The organism is Defluviitoga tunisiensis, assembly GCF_000953715.1.
GTDB classification, from domain to species: domain Bacteria; phylum Thermotogota; class Thermotogae; order Petrotogales; family Petrotogaceae; genus Defluviitoga; species Defluviitoga tunisiensis.
The window spans coordinates 570886-587852 of record NZ_LN824141.1; the positions used below are offsets into that span (position 1 = coordinate 570886).

Consider the following 16967-nt stretch of genomic DNA (forward strand, 5'->3'; position numbering starts at 1 on the left):
TTATAATTCATAGAATTGAAATTTCATTTAAATTTGGTACAATTCTATAAAGCACAAATTATAATCAAAATATTTTTTTCAATTCTTATAATTCTGTTATTCAACGTTTGAAACAACTGAAAGTTATTTTATTAATATTGTTTTTAAATTTATATATAAAAAACTACATAAAAGGGGGAATATTAGTTGTTATCAGAAATGTCCATTAGAGCGTTTTTAGAAAAATTATCTTCTAGTGATCCAGCTCCTGGTGGGGGAAGTGTATCTGCATTATCTGGTGCTTTAGCAGCCAGTTTGGGGAATATGGTATCAAATCTTACAATTGGAAAGAAAAAATATAAAGATGTTGAAGAGGAAATAAAGAAAATAAATGAAACTTTAGAAAAATATCGAGATACATTTTTGGAAGAAATGGAAGAAGATGCAAAAGCATTTAATGAAGTAATTAATGCCTTAAAGCTTCCTCGTAATACGGATGATGAAAAAAAAGTTAGGAATACAGCAATACAAGAAAGTACCAAAAAAGCAACATTGGTTCCGTTAAAAATTGCAAAGAATGCTCTAGAAGTAATGGAATTAATAGAGGTACTAGTTGAAAAGGGAAACAAGCAAGTATTAAGTGATGCAGCAATTGCTGTAATCATGGCTAAATCAGCCATTATGGGTGGTATTTATAATATAAAAATTAATCTTCCTAATATTATGGACGAAGATTTTGTCTCAGATCTGGAAAAACAAATAAGAAATATGGAAATAGAAGCATGCATCTTAGAAGTAAAAATTTTAGATAAAATTAAATTGTGATTTTTATTTAAAATAATAAATTAGCGTCAAAAAAACAGAATAAGAACCGATTATACTACTTTATCTCTTTATTCTTAAGTTTTGAATTTATAATGGATAAAGTTATAATACCAACAGAAGAGCTATTTTTGTAAAGTTTTATGTGAAAAAAAGAACTTAACTGATTTATAATGGCTCAAGGGTGTGACCTTCGCCTCTGCCTCGGTACAAAGTATCAAAAAGTTGAAAAAATTTAGACTTATTGAGGATTAGAAGTAGAAGGTATTTTGTAAAAAAATCAAATACGAAACATATATATAATTGCAAATTTTAGAATTTCTAAAGTAAGTAAAAAATTAAGTAAAAGGAGGTTAATTAGAAATGAAGGAAAAAGAAAAAATAAGAGAAGAATTGTTAAAAAGGAAGCATATACTAGAAGCCCAAAGGAATTCAATTGCTAAGTATATGGGACCTTTTGAACATGATGAATCTTTAAAAAGGGAATGGGAATTAATCAACAAAGAATTACAAGAAATTGAGAACAGACTAAATGAGTTCGAAACTGTTTAAATATTCATATCAAATGACATTTTTATATGTTGCAACAACATCTTCAACAATACTATCATCAACATATCCTTTAACTGTTTTTCCTTTTTCAATGCGATCTCTTACATAAGATGATGATATGTCAATTATTGGGCAATAAAGTCTCACAAACTCCAGCTTGGAACTTTTAAAACCACTCTCATCAAAAAAGCGTGGATAAACTAGCAATCTTGCAAGATTTAAAATTTCTTCCCATTTATACCATTTTTTAAAATCTCTTAGAGAATCTTCGCCTATTAATAGCCAGATATCACTATAATAGTTGCTAAAAAATTGCAAAGTTTGAAAAGTGTAAGAGGGAACTGGCAATTTAGCTTCTATATCACTTACAGTAAAATAGCTTCCCCAAAAAACCCTCTTACACCAATGATATCTTTTATCAAAGCTAACAAGCTGTGTTGCACTTTTATGTGGAGGATTTGGAGTAGGTAAAATAAAAAATTCTTCAGGTTTCATTTCATCATATGCTGACTCTGCAACAATTCTATGACCCACATGTGGAGGATTAAAACTTCCTCCAAATAAAATAATCATATAATCTCCTTTTATTTTTAATTTTTATGGAATATATTCAAATGCAAAGTCACCAATATATACTGTGTCTCCTTCTTTTACACCAGCATTTAAAAGTAATTTGTTTAAACCATTTTTTTCAAGAGTTTTTAAAATCAAAATTCTAGAATCCTTTTGATAAATATCATACCTAGACAATAATTTGTCTACACTGTCTCCAATAACTTCATACGTATCATCTTCCCATTTAATAACACTCATGTTAAAGTAGAAATCTGGTTCGAATTTTATCGGTTCTATCTTTATCTTAGGTTTTTCCTGCTTTTTTAACTTTTTAGATAACATATTTAGATATTCTATCTTTTCTTCTTTTATTAAATCCCACATTTTATTTACAAGATATTCCAAATTTTCGCCTGTATACGCTGAAATAGGAATAATTTCTTTATTTGTTCTTTTTTTAAAATCAGCTACTCTTTTTTGAATCTCTTCCTGGCTTAAAAGATCTATTTTATTTGCAACTACAATTTCTTTTTTTTGAGAAAGAGAAGGAGAAAATTTTTCTAATTCTTTCCTAATAATATAATAATCGTCAACAGGGTCTTTTCTTTCTAATCCTGATATATCAATAAGATGAACTATTGCATAGCATCTTTCTATATGTTTTAAAAACTTATCTCCTAATCCTTTTCCATCGTGAGCTCCTTCTATCAAACCAGGTATATCTGCAACTACAAAAGAATTTCCATCTTTATATTTTACAACACCTAAATTTGGTATTATTGTGGTAAAAGGATAGTCAGCTATTTCAACTTTGGCTGCTGAGATCTTTGATATTAATGTTGATTTCCCAACATTAGGATATCCGACTAATCCTACATCCGCAACCATTTTTAACACTAACTTCAAAGTTTTAGATTCTCCTTGGACTCCTTTTTCTGAAACCCTAGGTGCTTGCAAAGTAGAGGTAGCAAACCTTGCATTTCCCTTCCCCCCTTTTCCGCCCGCAGCAACAACTATATATTGTTCTGGATATTTTAAATCTGATATCAATTCACCACTCTTACTATCATAAATACATGTTCCTACTGGAACTTCTATGATAATATTATTTCCAGATTTTCCAGTTCGTTTTTTATTTTTTCCATGTTCACCATTTTCTGCTTTGTATATTTTTTTATATCTGAAATCTATTAATGTATTTTTATTAATTGTCGACTTAACAATGACCGATCCGCCATTTCCTCCGTCTCCTCCATCAGGTCCACCTCTTTCTACAAACTTTTCTCTTCTAAAACTAATTGCACCATCCCCACCTTTTCCGCCTTCCACTTTTATAATCGCTTCATCTAAAAAATCTCCTGTCAAAAAAAACACCTCCGCTTACTTATTACCAAAAATTCTTTTAATACTTTTTTCATCTAGTCCGTAACCCTCTTTTTCTTTATTTCCTAAGGGTTCTACATGTATTATCACATCTTTTATGTACGGATTAACTTTTTTTATTTCTTTTTCAACCTGAGAAGCTATGTCATTAGCCTCTCTGATTGTCATTTTTTCATCAACCTCAATGTGCATTTCTACAAAATACACATATCCTGCCTTTCTAACCCTGATTTTATGAGGATTAAAAACATTATCAAATTTCTTCGTTGCCTCTAATATATTTGAATAAATTTCACCTAATTCACGAGAACTACCCATAAACTCGTCAGACGTTTCAATAAACATCCTAATACCTACTCTAAATATAAACATAGAAACTATAATAGCTACCAAAGGATCTACCCAAGTAATATCAAAAAGCAAATAAAAAATTATTCCTATAAAAACCGAGAATGAAGTTAATATATCATTTCTCATATTTAAAGCATCTGCAATAAAAGAGGAACTTTTTATTCTCTTACCTACTCTATATTTGTATTTATATAAACCATATTTAGTAAAAATAGAAATTAAAGATATCCAAAGTACTAACTTGGCATTTTCAATCATATAATTGCCTATAATAAGGCTTTGAATTGCATTTTTTAAAACCTGTATTCCAGCATATATTATAACTAAAGACAGAACTTTAGTCACTATTGTTTCTGCAGGTTCATGCCCAAATGGATGACTTTCATCTGCAGGTTTATTGGATATTTTTGACGCAATCAATGTAAGCAGAGAGGTAATTATATCAGTTGCAGTATCAATTCCATCAGCTAAAATGGCGATGCTTCCTGTAATAATCGCTATGAAGATTTTGAAAAAAGAAAGAGCTCCATTTACAATCATACCAATCATTGATGCCTTGATCGCCATTTGTTCTCTATTTTGTAATTCGTTTATTGCAAGTTCTCTATCGGAGTTTTTGCTTGAACGATCCATAAAAAATGTCCTCCCTTTAGTATACATTCGGGTATATATTATATCATAAGTACTTAATTTTTTATTTTATCTATATTAAAATATAAGGCTTATTTGTTATTTTTATTAATTTCATCATAAAATATCTTTGTGGTATAATTAATAATATTTCACAATGAGAAAAAGGAGTTGGTTTTTATAAAGACATTGAACATTGATGGACTAATACCCAAAATTCCGTTAATTCAAGGTGGAATGTCTGTAGGCATATCTTTAGACAACCTTGCTTCTGCAGTTGCAAACGAGGGTGCAATTGGAATAATTGGAACAGCAGGAATAGGACTTCTTGAAAACGATAAAGTAAAAAATGTAAAGGAAGCAAATATTGAAGGTTTGAAGAAAATTATAAGAAAAACAAAAGAAAAAACAAAAGGGATAATTGGAGTTAATATAATGGTAGCACTAAGCGATTACGCAGAACTGGTAAAAACAGCTATAAAGGAAGAAATTGATTTGATAATTTCAGGTGCAGGACTACCTTTAAATTTACCTTCTTTTTTAGAAAAAGATTCTAAGACAAAACTGGTTCCCATTGTTTCATCTTTGAAAGCTGCCCAAGTAATCGTTAAAAGATGGTGGCAACATTATAAATATCTTCCAGATGCCATAATTGTTGAAGGTCCAGATGCTGGAGGACATTTAGGATACAAAAAAGAAGATTTGCAAAAAGAAGAAGTTCAACTTGAACACACACTACCACAAGTAGTAAAATTTGCTGAAGAATTAAAAAAAGAGCACAACAAAGATATTCCTATTATTGCAGCAGGGGGTATTAATTCCCCAGAAAAAGTAAAAAAAATGTTTTCGTTAGGAGCCAGTGGCATACAAGTAGGCACTCCTTTTATTGCTACACATGAATGTGACGCAGATATTAAATTCAAACAAGCTCTAATCGATGCAAAAGAAGAAGATATAATAATTATTGATAGCCCTGTAGGTCTTCCAGGACGAGCTATCAAAAATAAGTTCTTAGAAGAGGTTGAAAAAGGAGAGAGAAAACCTTTTATTTGCAACTTTCACTGTATTAAAACTTGTAATTTTGTAGATGCCCCTTATTGTATAGCTCAAGCTCTTTTAAATGCTGCTAGAGGAAATTTAGATGAAGGTTTTGTTTTTGTAGGAAAATACGGATATAAAATAGACAAGATTACCTCAGTTAAAGAAGTAATTAATAACTTATTTCAAGACATATAAGGTGGGATGATATTTTCATCCTACCTTTATGTCAATATTAATTGTATTGTCTTACTTATGGGAGGAGGCACTTTCTCCTGCAATATATCCTGTCGACCAAGCCCACTGTAAGTTGTATCCACCACTTTCACCAGCAACATCCATGACTTCACCTGCAAAAAATAATCCTGGTATTATTTTGGATTCTAAAGTGAGCGATTCTATCTCTTTAGTATTAATTCCTCCTATACTAACTTGTGAAGATTCCCATTCAGCTGTAGTGATGATTTCAAATTTCCAGTATTTTAATCTGTTTGCAATTAGCGCTATATTACTTGTCTTGAGAGAATCACTAGGTTCCATCAGATCATTAATTCCAAGACTATTTAAAAAAGAAGGGATTAACTTTTCATCGATCATGCTAGTAAATAGTAAATAAATTGGTTTTTTGGGCCTAAGATTAATCTTTTTTAATATAATTTCTTCTAATTGATTTTCTGTATAAGAAGGAAAAGGATCAATATGAAGATATATTGGAATCTTTTCATCTAAATACCTATGAACAAAATTACTAATTTGGAAGATTGGAATTCCTGTAAGCATTTCATTTTTAAAAATAATTTCTCCAAAATATTTTTTAGACATTTCTATTCCCTGGGCATTTTCTAATACAACTGTCCCTGATAATTTTGCCCCTAAATTATCCACAGAAAAAAAATCATCGTTTATAATAATGGGAACTAGCCCGGGCTTTAACTCTATCAGGCTATGACCTAAAGTACAAAGTGATTGAAAAATACTTCCATTGGATCCAAATTGGGGTGCAGACATCCCGCCTGTAGCAACTATAACCTTTTCTGATTCAAAGGTTTTATATTCACTCTTTAAATAAAATAATTTGTTTGAGTTTGAATATACAATATCATTTATTTGATAGTTAAGAACAATTTCTACATTGTTATTTTCTAATTCATGTATAAAACATGTCAAAATATCCTTTGACCTTTCGGTATAAGGAAATAATTTGGAATCAAAATTCTTAACCATTAACCCTATCTCTTCAAAAACACTCAAGGTTTGAAAAATCCCACACCTGTCAAGAACTTTTTTTACAAAAGATGTATCATTAGTAAAATAATGGGTTTCATCTAATTTAAGATTAGAAAAGTTTCCTCGTCCATTACTAGCTGCTAGTAATTTTTTCCCTAATTTTCCTTTTCTCTCAACTATTCTTACTTCAGCTCCATTCCACGAAGCTATCATTGCTGCCATTAATCCTGAAGGTCCTCCACCAATAATAGTAATCATTGGACAACCTCTTTCCTAACTTTATTATATAATTACTATATTTTGATCTCTTTGATTTTATTTTGCATCTCCAAAATCGCATATAAAACCTTTTGAAGAGAATTAATATCCATCATTAGTCTATTAATCTCAACCTTTGAATTTTCCAAGTTTTCAACATTAAATTTTAACTTTTCTTTTTCTGTTAATAAATCTTGTGTCATCTTTTTCATGAAAACTAAATTCTCATTGAGCATTTTCATTGCATCTTCAATCGACCCTGTAATCATTTCAAATATTGTATTTAAATTATCTATAACAATCTTAACTTCTTCAACTTCTTTTTCAATTCTAGCAACTTTATTTGAAATTTTGTCTGATGCATTGTTGGTCTCTGAAGAAAGTTTCTTTATTTCTTCTGCAACTACTGCGAAACCTCTTCCTTGCTCTCCGGCTCTAGCAGCCTCAATAGAGGCGTTTATTGATAAAATGTTAGTTTGCTTGGCTACATTCTTTATGATACTTGTAAGTTCATCTATCTCCTTAAAACTGCCTATTATATTACTTACTGTTTTCAATGATTTTTCAACATTTTTCTCTAATTCATCAAAATCCTTCCCAACAAAGCTTAATCTAGATACTATTTCTTGATTTTTTTTTGAAATACTCTCAATTTCGTTATTTCCGTTATTAACTGTTTTTTCCAATGTTTCAGAAGATTTTTTTATACTACTTATTAAATTTACAATATTTTCCCCTACTACTTTTGTTGACTCGTTTGATTTCTTAAATCTTTCACCCAATACTTCTTCTAATCTATCAACAAAGGACACCAATAGGTTTTCATGATATACACTTTGGGATAAATTATTTATTGTCTTTTTATATCTTTCATGATTATTCATTTTCTTTCATCCCATCCATATATTTTATCTATTAAATCAATCCCACATTGTAAGTTATCAAACCATTTTAAAAACTCTTTAAATTCGTTCTTCTCATATATAGCTCCATGTTGAGGAGCCATTTGTTCTATTTCATAATTATTAATAATATTTACCCATTTTTTACAAGCTTTATTTGAAGCCATGTATCTTTTATGAAAATCTTCAATATATTTAATATGTTTTGAAAAATTATCTACATAGAGTTTTTCTTCATTTTTTGGAAATACAGAAACTCCTATATCTCCAGAAAATAGTATTTTAGATATAGGATCATACAGAGTAAAATTGCCAGTAGAATGTAAAAAATGCGCAGGTATTATCTTTAATTCAACCCCATCTCTAAACCTTATTGTTCCACCTTTATCTTCTATTACAACCATTTTTGAATTATCAAAAACACCAAAGTGCGGTAAAAATCTTTCCCAAAGTTTTGAAATATAAAAACGTGCATCTAACACACTATCCCACAAACTTATACCAGATGATACATCAGGATCCTGATGAGTATAAAATACATATTTTATAGAATCCAAATCAATAAACTCAACTACATTAGCTAGCACTTTAGGAAAAACATGTACTCCTCCGGGATCTAATAATACCCCTTCGTTTTTATGAATAATCAAAAATTGATTTGTGGGTATACTTTCAATATCTTTCTTTTCAGAACCTAAAAAAATAAATTTATGTTCTCCATTATCAAATAGAACCTGAGTATCGTTATACATAAGTATTCATCCCCTTATTCTGAACTTATATGATTTATTAATTGTTGACACAAATTAAAAATTTTGTTATAATAAAAGTTGTAATAATCATGAATAGCCCCTGTAGTTCAACGGATAGAACGGCGGATTCCTAATCCGCAAATGAAGGTTCGACTCCTTCCAGGGGCACTATTTATTTTTTCCTTATAATCTTTGTGATGGATAATAATTTATTTTTCCATCATCGGTAATTGAAATAACATCAATTTGAACCTCTTCAAAGGAAAGTTGTTTATTAATAGAAATGAAGAAATCTCCTACCTTCATTATTTTTTCTAGTTTTTTATAATTAACTCGGTATGCGGGATCTCCAAAGGTATCTTTTCCACCTTTAACCTCTATAAAATGCAAGATTCCTCCTTTGAGTGCAATTATATCTATTTCGCCGAGTTTGCACGAAAAGTTCCTTGAAATTATTTTGTAACCCTTTATATTAAGAACGTTGGCTGCAATATCTTCATATTTTTTTCCTTTTGTATTCATCTTTTCTAAATGTGAATACCTGGTATCCTCAATAGGTTATCTTTACTTTCAGGGAAATTTTTTATTATATCTTCAATGTTTTCAAATTTTTTAACTTGATCCTGTCTTAAAATAGAACTGTTTACTTTAATTGGTGATACCATTTCTTCTATCCCTTCAGTATCCACATTTTCCAATATTTCCATGTATTTTAATAAATCGTTTAAATCATTTTTTATTAATTCCTTTTCACTATCTTTTAAATCTATGTTAGATAGTTTTTCTAATCTAATTAACAATTTCTCGTCTATTTCCACAAAAAATTACCTCCTATTCAAAAGTTTTGTGATAATTACTGATTAAGATCCGGTTTAATAATTAGTCTATAATACCCAATTTTATTCTTAAAATCCCATTTTCAATTTTAAACTCGTTAATGTGAATATTTTTCAATATATTGTTAGTAGGTATCTTAACTAAAATTAGGTTATCTTCAATTTCTACAAATTCTGGAAATTCTTGATCTTTTAGCATTTTAACCGGAATGTTATGCTCGAATACATAAACTCCTGAAATAGTCTCTGGATAAGATTTGATCTTTACATTGAAACTAAATAAAAGAATATCTAATATAATTTTATTATCTTTAAATTTGAAAGAAGAAATATGCTTAAATAAGTTTTTTAAGAAAGGTATTTTGCTGGTAGCTAACACTTTTATAAGTAAATCTTTCGCCATATCCTCGTCTAGTTCAAAAATAAATTCACCCATTATTATATTATCTCCTATTTCATTAGTTCTAAAGATAATTCAAATCTGCCTTCTTTCAGTATTAGTTCAGTTATTTTAATAGATTTTAAGATTGAATCTATAATTGGGTTTATTCTCATTTTACTAAAATCGATCAATATCTCAAAATCTTTTGCAGAAAAAGCCTCACTATATTCTGAAATTATAAAGAAAACGCCTTCTAATATTTTTCTAACTCCTTCATTACCGCTTAATAATAGCCTCAATTTCCCATGTTCTAAATCTTCAGGCTTTTCTAGAATTTTGATAAGAGATTCAAGAGTAGTCGTTTTTCCTAGTAATTCTAATTCCATCTGAAATTTTATCCCATCTTCTCTTAATTGTACATTTAAATTTTTTAATCCTTGAATTTGCGCTTTTTCTTCAATTGTCTTATCTATTAACTTGTTTATAAACTCCTCATCGACATGAATTTTTAGATTTCCCATCCTTATACCTCCATAATAGTAAAAGACCATGAATTTCATTAATTTATTATATCATAAACAAATCAATTTATTTTGATGTGTATGTGTTAAAATATCTAAGTAACTTGTGTAGTGAAAATTTTTATTGTCTTTATTATATGAGAATAATTATCAGAAACTTTATAAATGATGTTTAACGAAAATCAAGTTTTTTAATTTTTTAATGAAGTTATATCTTTAACCAAAGGGAGGTTGAGGTAATGTATATTCAAGATTTTGATTTTAACAATGTCTTTGCAAATCTTTATTATTTACTTACTAATTCTATATATATTATTTTGCCTATTTCAATATTTCTTCTATTTTTTTCAAAAGTCTCGTCTAAAATATCCATATTTTTAATTGGGGTTTACGCTTCTTATTCTGTCCTGATACCGTATTTATTAAAAATTGAGTTTGTTGGTAATTTTATTAACAATTTTTATGATTATTCTTTTTTTATTTACTTAATTCTAAGTGTTCTTTTTGGATTTATATTTTATCAGTTATTTAAGATAGGATTTTTCATTGGAGGCTTTTTATTAGGAGGTTTAGCGGGATATTCTATAGGAACATTAATTATTTCAACCAACAACGAGTGGTTAAAAAATATTCCTTTCCCCATTTCATATATTCCTTGGATCATTTTTTTAATATTAGGTTTTGTAATAGCTTTCGTTTTCGCAAAAAACTATGAGATAATTCTTGCAGTACTTTCTGTATTATTTGGTGCATTTATACTATCGTTTTATATAATATATTTGTTAGAAAAATATGCAGGGATCATTATTGGAAATAACTCCTTAATTAAAAGTTTCACAGAATTGAGTCAACCTGAATTTTTAAGTATGTTAATTATATTCATTATTTTAATATCTGTTGGCTTTTATATTATATATAAAACAAATCAAAAAGCCCACAATAAATATGCAAAGTAAGGAGTTTTTTAATGGAAAAGTTATTGACAGAACACAATTTAATAATAGAGGTAGAAAAACTAAAAAAAATCATAAAAGATAAAGTAGAGCAACGATTTCTAGAATTTAAGAAGTTAGGTGAAGAAGGAGATGAACTAGATTTATATAGTGAGTTATGTTTTTGTATTTTAACTGCAAATTGGAAAGCCAAAGGAGGAATTAAAGCTCAAAAGCTAATTACAAAAGTTGGTTTTGCCGAATACCCCGAAGAACAACTAGTATCTTTATTAAAAAAAATAGGACACAGATTCCCAAATACAAGAGCAAAATATATAATTGAAAACAGATGGATTATAGGCGATTTAAAAAGCCTTATTCAGCAACATTATGTAAATGCAAGAACTTTTCTTGTTGACAAAATTAAAGGCATCGGATGGAAAGAATCAAGTCATTTCCTTAGAAATACAGGAGTTGAAGATGTAGCCATTTTAGATAAGCATATTCTAAAAATTATGAAAACTTATCAACTTATTGAAGACTTTCCAAAACCGGGTTGGAACAAAAGTAGTTACTTAAAGCTAGAAAAAATTCTTAAAGATTTTGCAGAAAAAGTTAAAGAACCTGTGGGAAAATTAGATCTTTATCTGTGGTACCTTGAAACTAATAGTATAGACAAATAATAAAATGTTAACACACATATTATAATTAAATTCATAAAAGTTTTGTATTATTTTCATTAGAAAAATAAATTGTAAACAGTATAGTTCTTACAATAGTAAATAAAGCTTAGGAGGATGATGACATTGCCAATGTACAGGTATAAATGTAAAAAGTGTGGTCACGAATTTACTGTTTTACACTCCATGAATGAAAATCCCGAAATTCACTGTGAACTCTGTAATGGAGCTGCTCAAAGGGTTCTTAGTAGAGTTGCTGTTATTTTTAAAGGTGATGGTTATTATATAACAGATTCAAAAAAAGAACATAATCACTTAAGCAGTGAAGAAAATAATTCTCATAATAATTGCATGAATTGTGAACATGTTGTAGATTAATATAATAAACTAGAAATAACGCTAAAGCAAGTATATTTTGAGCTTTAAACATCGTTTACCTTGACAAAACGGCCTGTGTCATGTATAATATAGGTTAGAGCCTAGGGCCATTAGCTCAGTCGGTAGAGCGACTGACTCTTAATCAGTAGGTCGTGGGTTCGAATCCCGCATGGCCCACCAAAAAATAAAGATTTAAGTTATATAAAGAGGAAGTCACCCTTTAGACACTTCCCACCTCGGGCAATTAAGCCGACAGGGGTTAAAGAAAATAGATTTATAAATATTATAGTGCTTGTAAAAAAGCATAATTTTATATTAACTAATAAAAAAGGGTGACAGAAATGTCATCCTTTTTTATTGAATGGTAAAAAGGAAAAATTAGAAATTGTTGTAAAATCTAAAAGGATGGTGATACTGTATAAGCGATAAAATCGCTAAAAATGAAGAGATAAAAGTCAAGAAAGTTTTATTAATTGATCAAGATGGAAACAAAATTGGAGAAGTCAGTACAAAAGAAGCTTTAAAATTAGCTCAAGAAGCTGGACTTGATTTGGTTCTAGTTGCCCCTAATGCGAGACCTCCTGTTGCTAGAATGATGGATTACGGAAAGTATCTTTACGAAAAAGAAAAAAAGGAAAAACAAGCTAAGAAAAAACAAAAAAAGCAAGTTGTTAAAGAAATGAAGTTTAGATTGAGGATCGACGATCATGATTTCAACACTAAATTAAAGAAAATTAGAGAATTTCTAGAAGATGGTTATAAAGTTAGAGTTGTTGTGATGTTTTTGGGAAGAGATATTATGTTTAAAGAACAAGGTACCGAGTTATTGAATAGAATTATAGCCCAAACATCAGATTTAGCAACTGTAGCGCGTGGGCCAAAGTTGTTAGGTAAAGATATGGATATAATTTTAGAACCTTCAAAAGATCCAAAAAAATAAAATAATATCAATAATATTTTCCTTTTTACTATAACAATATATTAATATACTTTATAGAATTATTGATCAGATAATTGGGTTAAGGGCAAAGCCCTTTCCCAGTGTCTTTACTGGAATATATTGTTATTTTTATTAAAAAAGTTTTTAATTTAAGGTTATAAACTACGTTATAAACACTAAATCAAGTCCTTATAACTTTTTGTTATTTACTAATATAAAACTTTAGTACAACATAAGTTTTTATAATCTAAAATGACTAAATAAATCCAATTTAGGAGGAATTTTACATGGCTAAAATAAAAACAAAAAGTTCTGCCAAAAAAAGATTTAAAGTTACAAAAAGCGGTAAAATACTAAGACATAGAAATAATGTTGGCCATAACACTGGTTCAAAAAGAAGCAAACACATGAATAGACTTACTAAAGAAGTTGAGGTTCCAAAATCCCTAAAGAAAAAAGTTGAAAAAGCTTTGGGATTAAAAGGTTAACTACATACAAAATTTGACTTTGTTGAAGAGGGAGTGAATACAAATGAGAGTTAAAAGGTCTCTAAATGCCCGAAAAAAGCGAAAAATGTACCTAAAAGCAGCAAAAGGGTATAGGGGTTCATTAAGCAGAAGATACAAACTTGCAAGACAACAATATTATAGATCAGGGCAATATGCTTACAGCGGAAGAAAACAGAAGAAAAGTGATTACAGAAAACTGTGGATTACTAGAATAAATGCAGCCTCTCGGGCTCAGGGATTAAAATATAACGAGTTCATTCATGGCTTAAAGTTAGCTAATATTAATATCAACAGGAAAATGCTCTCAGAACTTGCTATTAATGATCCTGATAGTTTCAACGAGTATATGAAGATTGCAAAACAAACCCTTGCAACCAAATAATATTAATTAATATAAAAAGGGCGTTTCACGCCCTTTTTTTATTTTCCACCTACACTTAAATTCCTTATAAGTGTTGTAGAGCCTGCTACGTTTCCGAAATATTTAAAATCCGACCCAACTGACTCAAGATTGTTTAATAATTCCTGTAGTGTCCCTGCTAAAGTCATTCCTCTAAAACTACCTACAAATTCTCCATTTTCAATAACTCTTCCACTAATCTGAACTGAAAATCTACCTGAAATAGGATCCGCTGTATGTAAACCCATTATATTTGTAACATAAAGAGCTTTCGGGACATTTATGATTTCTTTTCTTGTCTTATTAGATATAAGATGCATATTAATGGTTCCTATAGAAGGATTAGGACTCTCAATATACGCAAATGAATTACCTGTTGGTTTGGTGTTAAATTTATTTGCAGAATAAATACTGTGTAAATAACTCTTTAAAACTCCGTTTTCAATAATATTAAAGCGAGATGTATTTGTTCCTTCATTATCAAAAGAAGCTATGAGAGGCGCAGAACCATTCATAGGATCGTGTATTAAGTTTACAACGTTATTTGCAACTTTCTCTCCCAGACGGTCTTTTAAAAACGATTTACCCTTATATACATTTTCTCCTGATAGAGGAGTAGTTAGCGTTGAGATTAACATTCCAGCTGCAACTGGGCTTAGAATTATATCGTATCTACCGGACCTTAATACTTCTGCACTTAACCCAGAGATTGCCAAATCGACAGAATTTCTTACTATTCTATCTATTTCTATTAATCTGGCGCTTTGAGCCACCTCAAAATCAAATCCCATAGCAGAATTCTGATCATCTATTGCAGCCAAACTAATAGAAGCGCCTGCGTTTGTAAACAAAGCATTTTTATATAAACCGTTGGTATTTGCAAAATATATTCTTGTAAGAGAGGTTTCATAACTTGCCCCACGAACAAATTTAATTCTTGGATCGCTTTTTTTTGCTTTCTGTTCAAGGTTTTGAGCTAATTCCATAACTTCGTTTAAGCTCATATTTTTGGTATCTACATCAAAAGCCCAATCAATATAAGTAAATTCTTCTTCATCAGAAACATCATGAGCTTCATCTGGTTGAGTATATTTAACCATTTGTATAGCCTTTTCTACAGCTTGGTTAATCCCTTTTTCCGATAAAATATTTGTTGTTGATGTTGCTATTTTTCCTTCTTTACTAATAATTTTAATTCCAACAGATCCTTGTTCTCCTTCAGAAAGTTGTTCGAGTTTTCCACTGCTAAAAGAAGCATTTTTATTCTCTACAGAAAAAACATTAATCTGACCTTTACAATCATTATTTTTTATAAGTAATAAAGCCTTTTCTAAAATTTGTTGTATATTATTCATCATTCATTTCCTCCTTTAACTATTCCCCCAACAACCATTTTTGGAATTCTAATGGTTGGCTGAGCGTCTGAAACAGGTGCTGCTTGACCATCTTTTCCGCACGTACCTACCCCATAACCAAGATCATTTCCAACCATATCTATACTTTCAAGTACTTTAAGACCATTACCAACCAAACTTGCTCCTCTAATTGGTTTTGTTATCTCACCATTTTTTATAATATATCCTTCGTTGATTCCAAACTGAAAATCACCGCTTATAACGTCTACTTGTCCTCCACCCATTTTTCTTACAAAAATACCGTAATCTACGGACTTTATAATATCTTCAGGATTATCCTCTCCAGGTAAAATCAAGGTATTTCTCATTCTAACTATTGGTAAAACCATATAAGATTCCCTTCTCCCATTTCCTGTTGGTTCAGCAGAAAACTTTTTAGCAGTTATTTTTGAATGCATGTATCCTTTTAAAACACCTTTATCAATTAATACTGTTCTTTTTGTAGGTGTACCTTCATCATCATAATTTAGAGTACCTCTTTTATTCATAATTGTTCCGTCATCTACAACTGTAATTTTCTCAGATGCAATCTTTTGACCAATCTTATCTCTATATACAGAACCTGATAAAACTAAGTCTGCCTCCATACCATGTCCACATGCCTCGTGTATCATAGTACCTCCTGCTTCGGATGAAATTACAACTGTAAATTCTCCTGCTGGAGCGTCTTCTCCTTCAATCTGTGCTATAACTTGTCTTACAGCGTCTTCTACAACTATTCTAATCATTTCATCTGTGAAAAATTCAAATCCTGCATTTGCTGCGTCTCCTGCATATCCCATAAATAGGTTACCTTCTTCATCTTCACCTATAACCGTGACTCCATAACGAGGATAATTTCTAATATCTTCTGCTATAATTCCTTCTGAATTAATAACTTTTACTTTTCTGCTGCTATCTGAATATGAAACTGTAATTTGTTTTATCCTACTATCTGCATCTTTTAATAAATTAACACCTTTTAGAACTTTTTCAACCTTTTTATCTATTTCAACTTGATCAAAAGGAATTTGAAAAGGGGAAAAATCTCTTTTTTCACACTCTTTTAATTCTTTAACTTTTAATATTTCGCGATTATCGAATCTTTCTGAGGCTATTTTTTTCAAGGTTTTTGCAAGATCCATAAGGTTTTCAAAAGTAGGTTCGTTTGTGTGAGCAAATATAGTTTCTTCTTTGGATACAACTCTCAAACTAGCCCCACTACTACTAGAGAAATTGACTTTTTCAATTTTTCCATTATCGTACAAAATATTTGTTCCATAACTGTTTTCTAAAAAGATCTCTGAATATTCACCCCCACTAGAGAGAGAATGATTTAATATTTCTATGTACTGTTCTTTGCTTAATTCCACTTTAATCCCTCCTATAAATTTCTAATTAGAACCCTCTTTACAATTATACACATATAAATATCTAAATTTCAAAATTTTTATAAAAAATCATAAAATGTTACTTATCTTTGTTTTTTGAATTTAAACATATCTGAGATATAATTAAAGAGATTGTTTTTAATCTAAATATAATC

Annotated in this window: 21 protein-coding genes and 2 tRNA genes; 11 read left to right on the forward strand and 12 right to left on the reverse strand. The window is 29.7% G+C overall.

Annotated elements, in window-relative coordinates; translation table 11 throughout:
* Positions 1-186 precede the first annotated feature (186 nt).
* Together DTL3_RS02645 and DTL3_RS02650 are read left to right on the forward strand one after the other, a co-directional pair.
* Positions 187-804: a cyclodeaminase/cyclohydrolase family protein gene (locus DTL3_RS02645; RefSeq protein ID WP_045087405.1), complete on the forward strand. Its 618-nt coding sequence runs from the start codon at positions 187-189 to the stop codon at positions 802-804.
* Positions 805-1164: 360 nt separating this feature from the next.
* A complete protein-coding gene (locus DTL3_RS02650) occupies positions 1165-1353 on the forward strand; it encodes a hypothetical protein (protein WP_045087406.1) in 189 nt (62 codons plus the stop codon).
* A gap of 9 nt (positions 1354-1362) precedes the next feature.
* Here DTL3_RS02650 and nadD read toward each other — a convergent pair whose 3' ends face one another.
* Genes nadD through DTL3_RS02665 form a run of 3 tightly spaced genes read right to left on the reverse strand, consistent with a single transcriptional unit; the run spans position 1363 to position 4275 of the window.
* The gene (nadD, locus tag DTL3_RS02655; protein ID WP_045087407.1) at positions 1363-1926 is read right to left on the reverse strand and encodes a nicotinate (nicotinamide) nucleotide adenylyltransferase; all 564 of its coding nucleotides are present in this window, start codon (positions 1924-1926) and stop codon (positions 1363-1365) included.
* A gap of 24 nt (positions 1927-1950) precedes the next feature.
* Positions 1951-3273, reverse strand: a complete 1323-nt coding sequence (gene obgE / locus DTL3_RS02660) for a GTPase ObgE (protein ID WP_045087408.1) — start codon at positions 3271-3273, stop codon at positions 1951-1953.
* 15 nt (positions 3274-3288) lie between these two features.
* Entirely contained in the window at positions 3289-4275 is a 987-nt protein-coding gene (locus DTL3_RS02665) for a cation diffusion facilitator family transporter (RefSeq protein WP_052670297.1), read from the reverse strand.
* A 186-nt stretch (positions 4276-4461) separates the two neighbouring features.
* Between DTL3_RS02665 and DTL3_RS02670 the strand changes: the two genes are divergently transcribed.
* Positions 4462-5508: an NAD(P)H-dependent flavin oxidoreductase gene (locus DTL3_RS02670; protein ID WP_231854038.1), complete on the forward strand. Its 1047-nt coding sequence runs from the start codon at positions 4462-4464 to the stop codon at positions 5506-5508.
* A 51-nt stretch (positions 5509-5559) separates the two neighbouring features.
* On the opposite strand, the gene DTL3_RS02675 is transcribed toward DTL3_RS02670, so the two are convergent.
* Genes DTL3_RS02675 through DTL3_RS02685 form a run of 3 tightly spaced genes read right to left on the reverse strand, consistent with a single transcriptional unit; the run spans position 5560 to position 8449 of the window.
* Positions 5560-6795 carry a BaiN/RdsA family NAD(P)/FAD-dependent oxidoreductase gene (locus DTL3_RS02675; protein WP_045087409.1) on the reverse strand — a complete coding sequence of 412 codons (1236 nt, stop codon included), beginning with the start codon at positions 6793-6795 and terminating at the stop codon, positions 5560-5562.
* A gap of 35 nt (positions 6796-6830) precedes the next feature.
* On the reverse strand, positions 6831-7679 hold the full coding sequence (locus tag DTL3_RS02680) for a methyl-accepting chemotaxis protein (protein ID WP_045087410.1): 849 nt from the start codon (positions 7677-7679) through the stop codon (positions 6831-6833).
* Positions 7676-8449: an oxygen-binding di-iron domain-containing protein gene (locus tag DTL3_RS02685; protein ID WP_045087411.1), complete on the reverse strand. Its 774-nt coding sequence runs from the start codon at positions 8447-8449 to the stop codon at positions 7676-7678. Before DTL3_RS02685 ends, DTL3_RS02680 begins: the two co-directional genes overlap by 4 nt.
* Before the next feature lie 96 nt (positions 8450-8545).
* Here DTL3_RS02685 and DTL3_RS02690 point away from each other — a divergent pair.
* Positions 8546-8617 (forward strand) — tRNA-Arg (locus DTL3_RS02690).
* 15 nt (positions 8618-8632) lie between these two features.
* On the opposite strand, the gene DTL3_RS02695 is transcribed toward DTL3_RS02690, so the two are convergent.
* From DTL3_RS02695 to DTL3_RS02710, 4 genes are all read right to left on the reverse strand, one after another.
* Positions 8633-8971, reverse strand: a complete 339-nt coding sequence (locus tag DTL3_RS02695) for a YraN family protein (RefSeq protein ID WP_045087412.1) — start codon at positions 8969-8971, stop codon at positions 8633-8635.
* A gap of 5 nt (positions 8972-8976) precedes the next feature.
* The gene (gene gatC / locus DTL3_RS02700) at positions 8977-9267 is read right to left on the reverse strand and encodes an Asp-tRNA(Asn)/Glu-tRNA(Gln) amidotransferase subunit GatC (protein ID WP_045087413.1); all 291 of its coding nucleotides are present in this window, start codon (positions 9265-9267) and stop codon (positions 8977-8979) included.
* A gap of 61 nt (positions 9268-9328) precedes the next feature.
* Complete coding sequence (locus DTL3_RS02705; RefSeq protein WP_045087414.1) at positions 9329-9721, reverse strand: hypothetical protein; 393 nt, start codon at positions 9719-9721, stop codon at positions 9329-9331.
* A 14-nt stretch (positions 9722-9735) separates the two neighbouring features.
* The gene (locus tag DTL3_RS02710; protein WP_045087415.1) at positions 9736-10188 is read right to left on the reverse strand and encodes a hypothetical protein; all 453 of its coding nucleotides are present in this window, start codon (positions 10186-10188) and stop codon (positions 9736-9738) included.
* Positions 10189-10427: 239 nt separating this feature from the next.
* Here DTL3_RS02710 and DTL3_RS02715 point away from each other — a divergent pair, with 239 nt between their 5' ends.
* From DTL3_RS02715 to rplT, 7 genes are all read left to right on the forward strand, one after another.
* Positions 10428-11144 carry a hypothetical protein gene (locus DTL3_RS02715; protein WP_045087416.1) on the forward strand — a complete coding sequence of 239 codons (717 nt, stop codon included), beginning with the start codon at positions 10428-10430 and terminating at the stop codon, positions 11142-11144.
* 11 nt (positions 11145-11155) lie between these two features.
* Entirely contained in the window at positions 11156-11803 is a 648-nt protein-coding gene (locus tag DTL3_RS02720; protein ID WP_045087417.1) for an N-glycosylase/DNA lyase, read from the forward strand.
* A gap of 114 nt (positions 11804-11917) precedes the next feature.
* Positions 11918-12178 carry an FmdB family zinc ribbon protein gene (locus DTL3_RS02725; RefSeq protein WP_231854039.1) on the forward strand — a complete coding sequence of 87 codons (261 nt, stop codon included), beginning with the start codon at positions 11918-11920 and terminating at the stop codon, positions 12176-12178.
* Positions 12179-12282: 104 nt separating this feature from the next.
* Positions 12283-12358, forward strand: a tRNA-Lys gene (locus DTL3_RS02730).
* 250 nt (positions 12359-12608) lie between these two features.
* Positions 12609-13118, forward strand: a complete 510-nt coding sequence (infC, locus tag DTL3_RS02735; protein ID WP_045087419.1) for a translation initiation factor IF-3 — start codon at positions 12609-12611, stop codon at positions 13116-13118.
* Positions 13119-13405: 287 nt separating this feature from the next.
* Positions 13406-13606: a large ribosomal subunit protein bL35 gene (locus tag DTL3_RS02740; protein ID WP_045087420.1), complete on the forward strand. Its 201-nt coding sequence runs from the start codon at positions 13406-13408 to the stop codon at positions 13604-13606.
* Between the two features lie 43 nt (positions 13607-13649).
* On the forward strand, positions 13650-14009 hold the full coding sequence (gene rplT / locus DTL3_RS02745; protein ID WP_045087421.1) for a 50S ribosomal protein L20: 360 nt from the start codon (positions 13650-13652) through the stop codon (positions 14007-14009).
* Between the two features lie 38 nt (positions 14010-14047).
* Here the strand turns inward: rplT and DTL3_RS02750 are convergent, their stop codons facing one another.
* The gene (locus DTL3_RS02750) at positions 14048-15382 is read right to left on the reverse strand and encodes a TldD/PmbA family protein (RefSeq protein WP_045087422.1); all 1335 of its coding nucleotides are present in this window, start codon (positions 15380-15382) and stop codon (positions 14048-14050) included.
* The gene (locus DTL3_RS02755; protein WP_052670301.1) at positions 15382-16794 is read right to left on the reverse strand and encodes a TldD/PmbA family protein; all 1413 of its coding nucleotides are present in this window, start codon (positions 16792-16794) and stop codon (positions 15382-15384) included. The genes DTL3_RS02750 and DTL3_RS02755 overlap by 1 nt, the downstream gene beginning before the upstream one ends.
* Between the last annotated feature and the right edge of the window lie 173 nt (positions 16795-16967).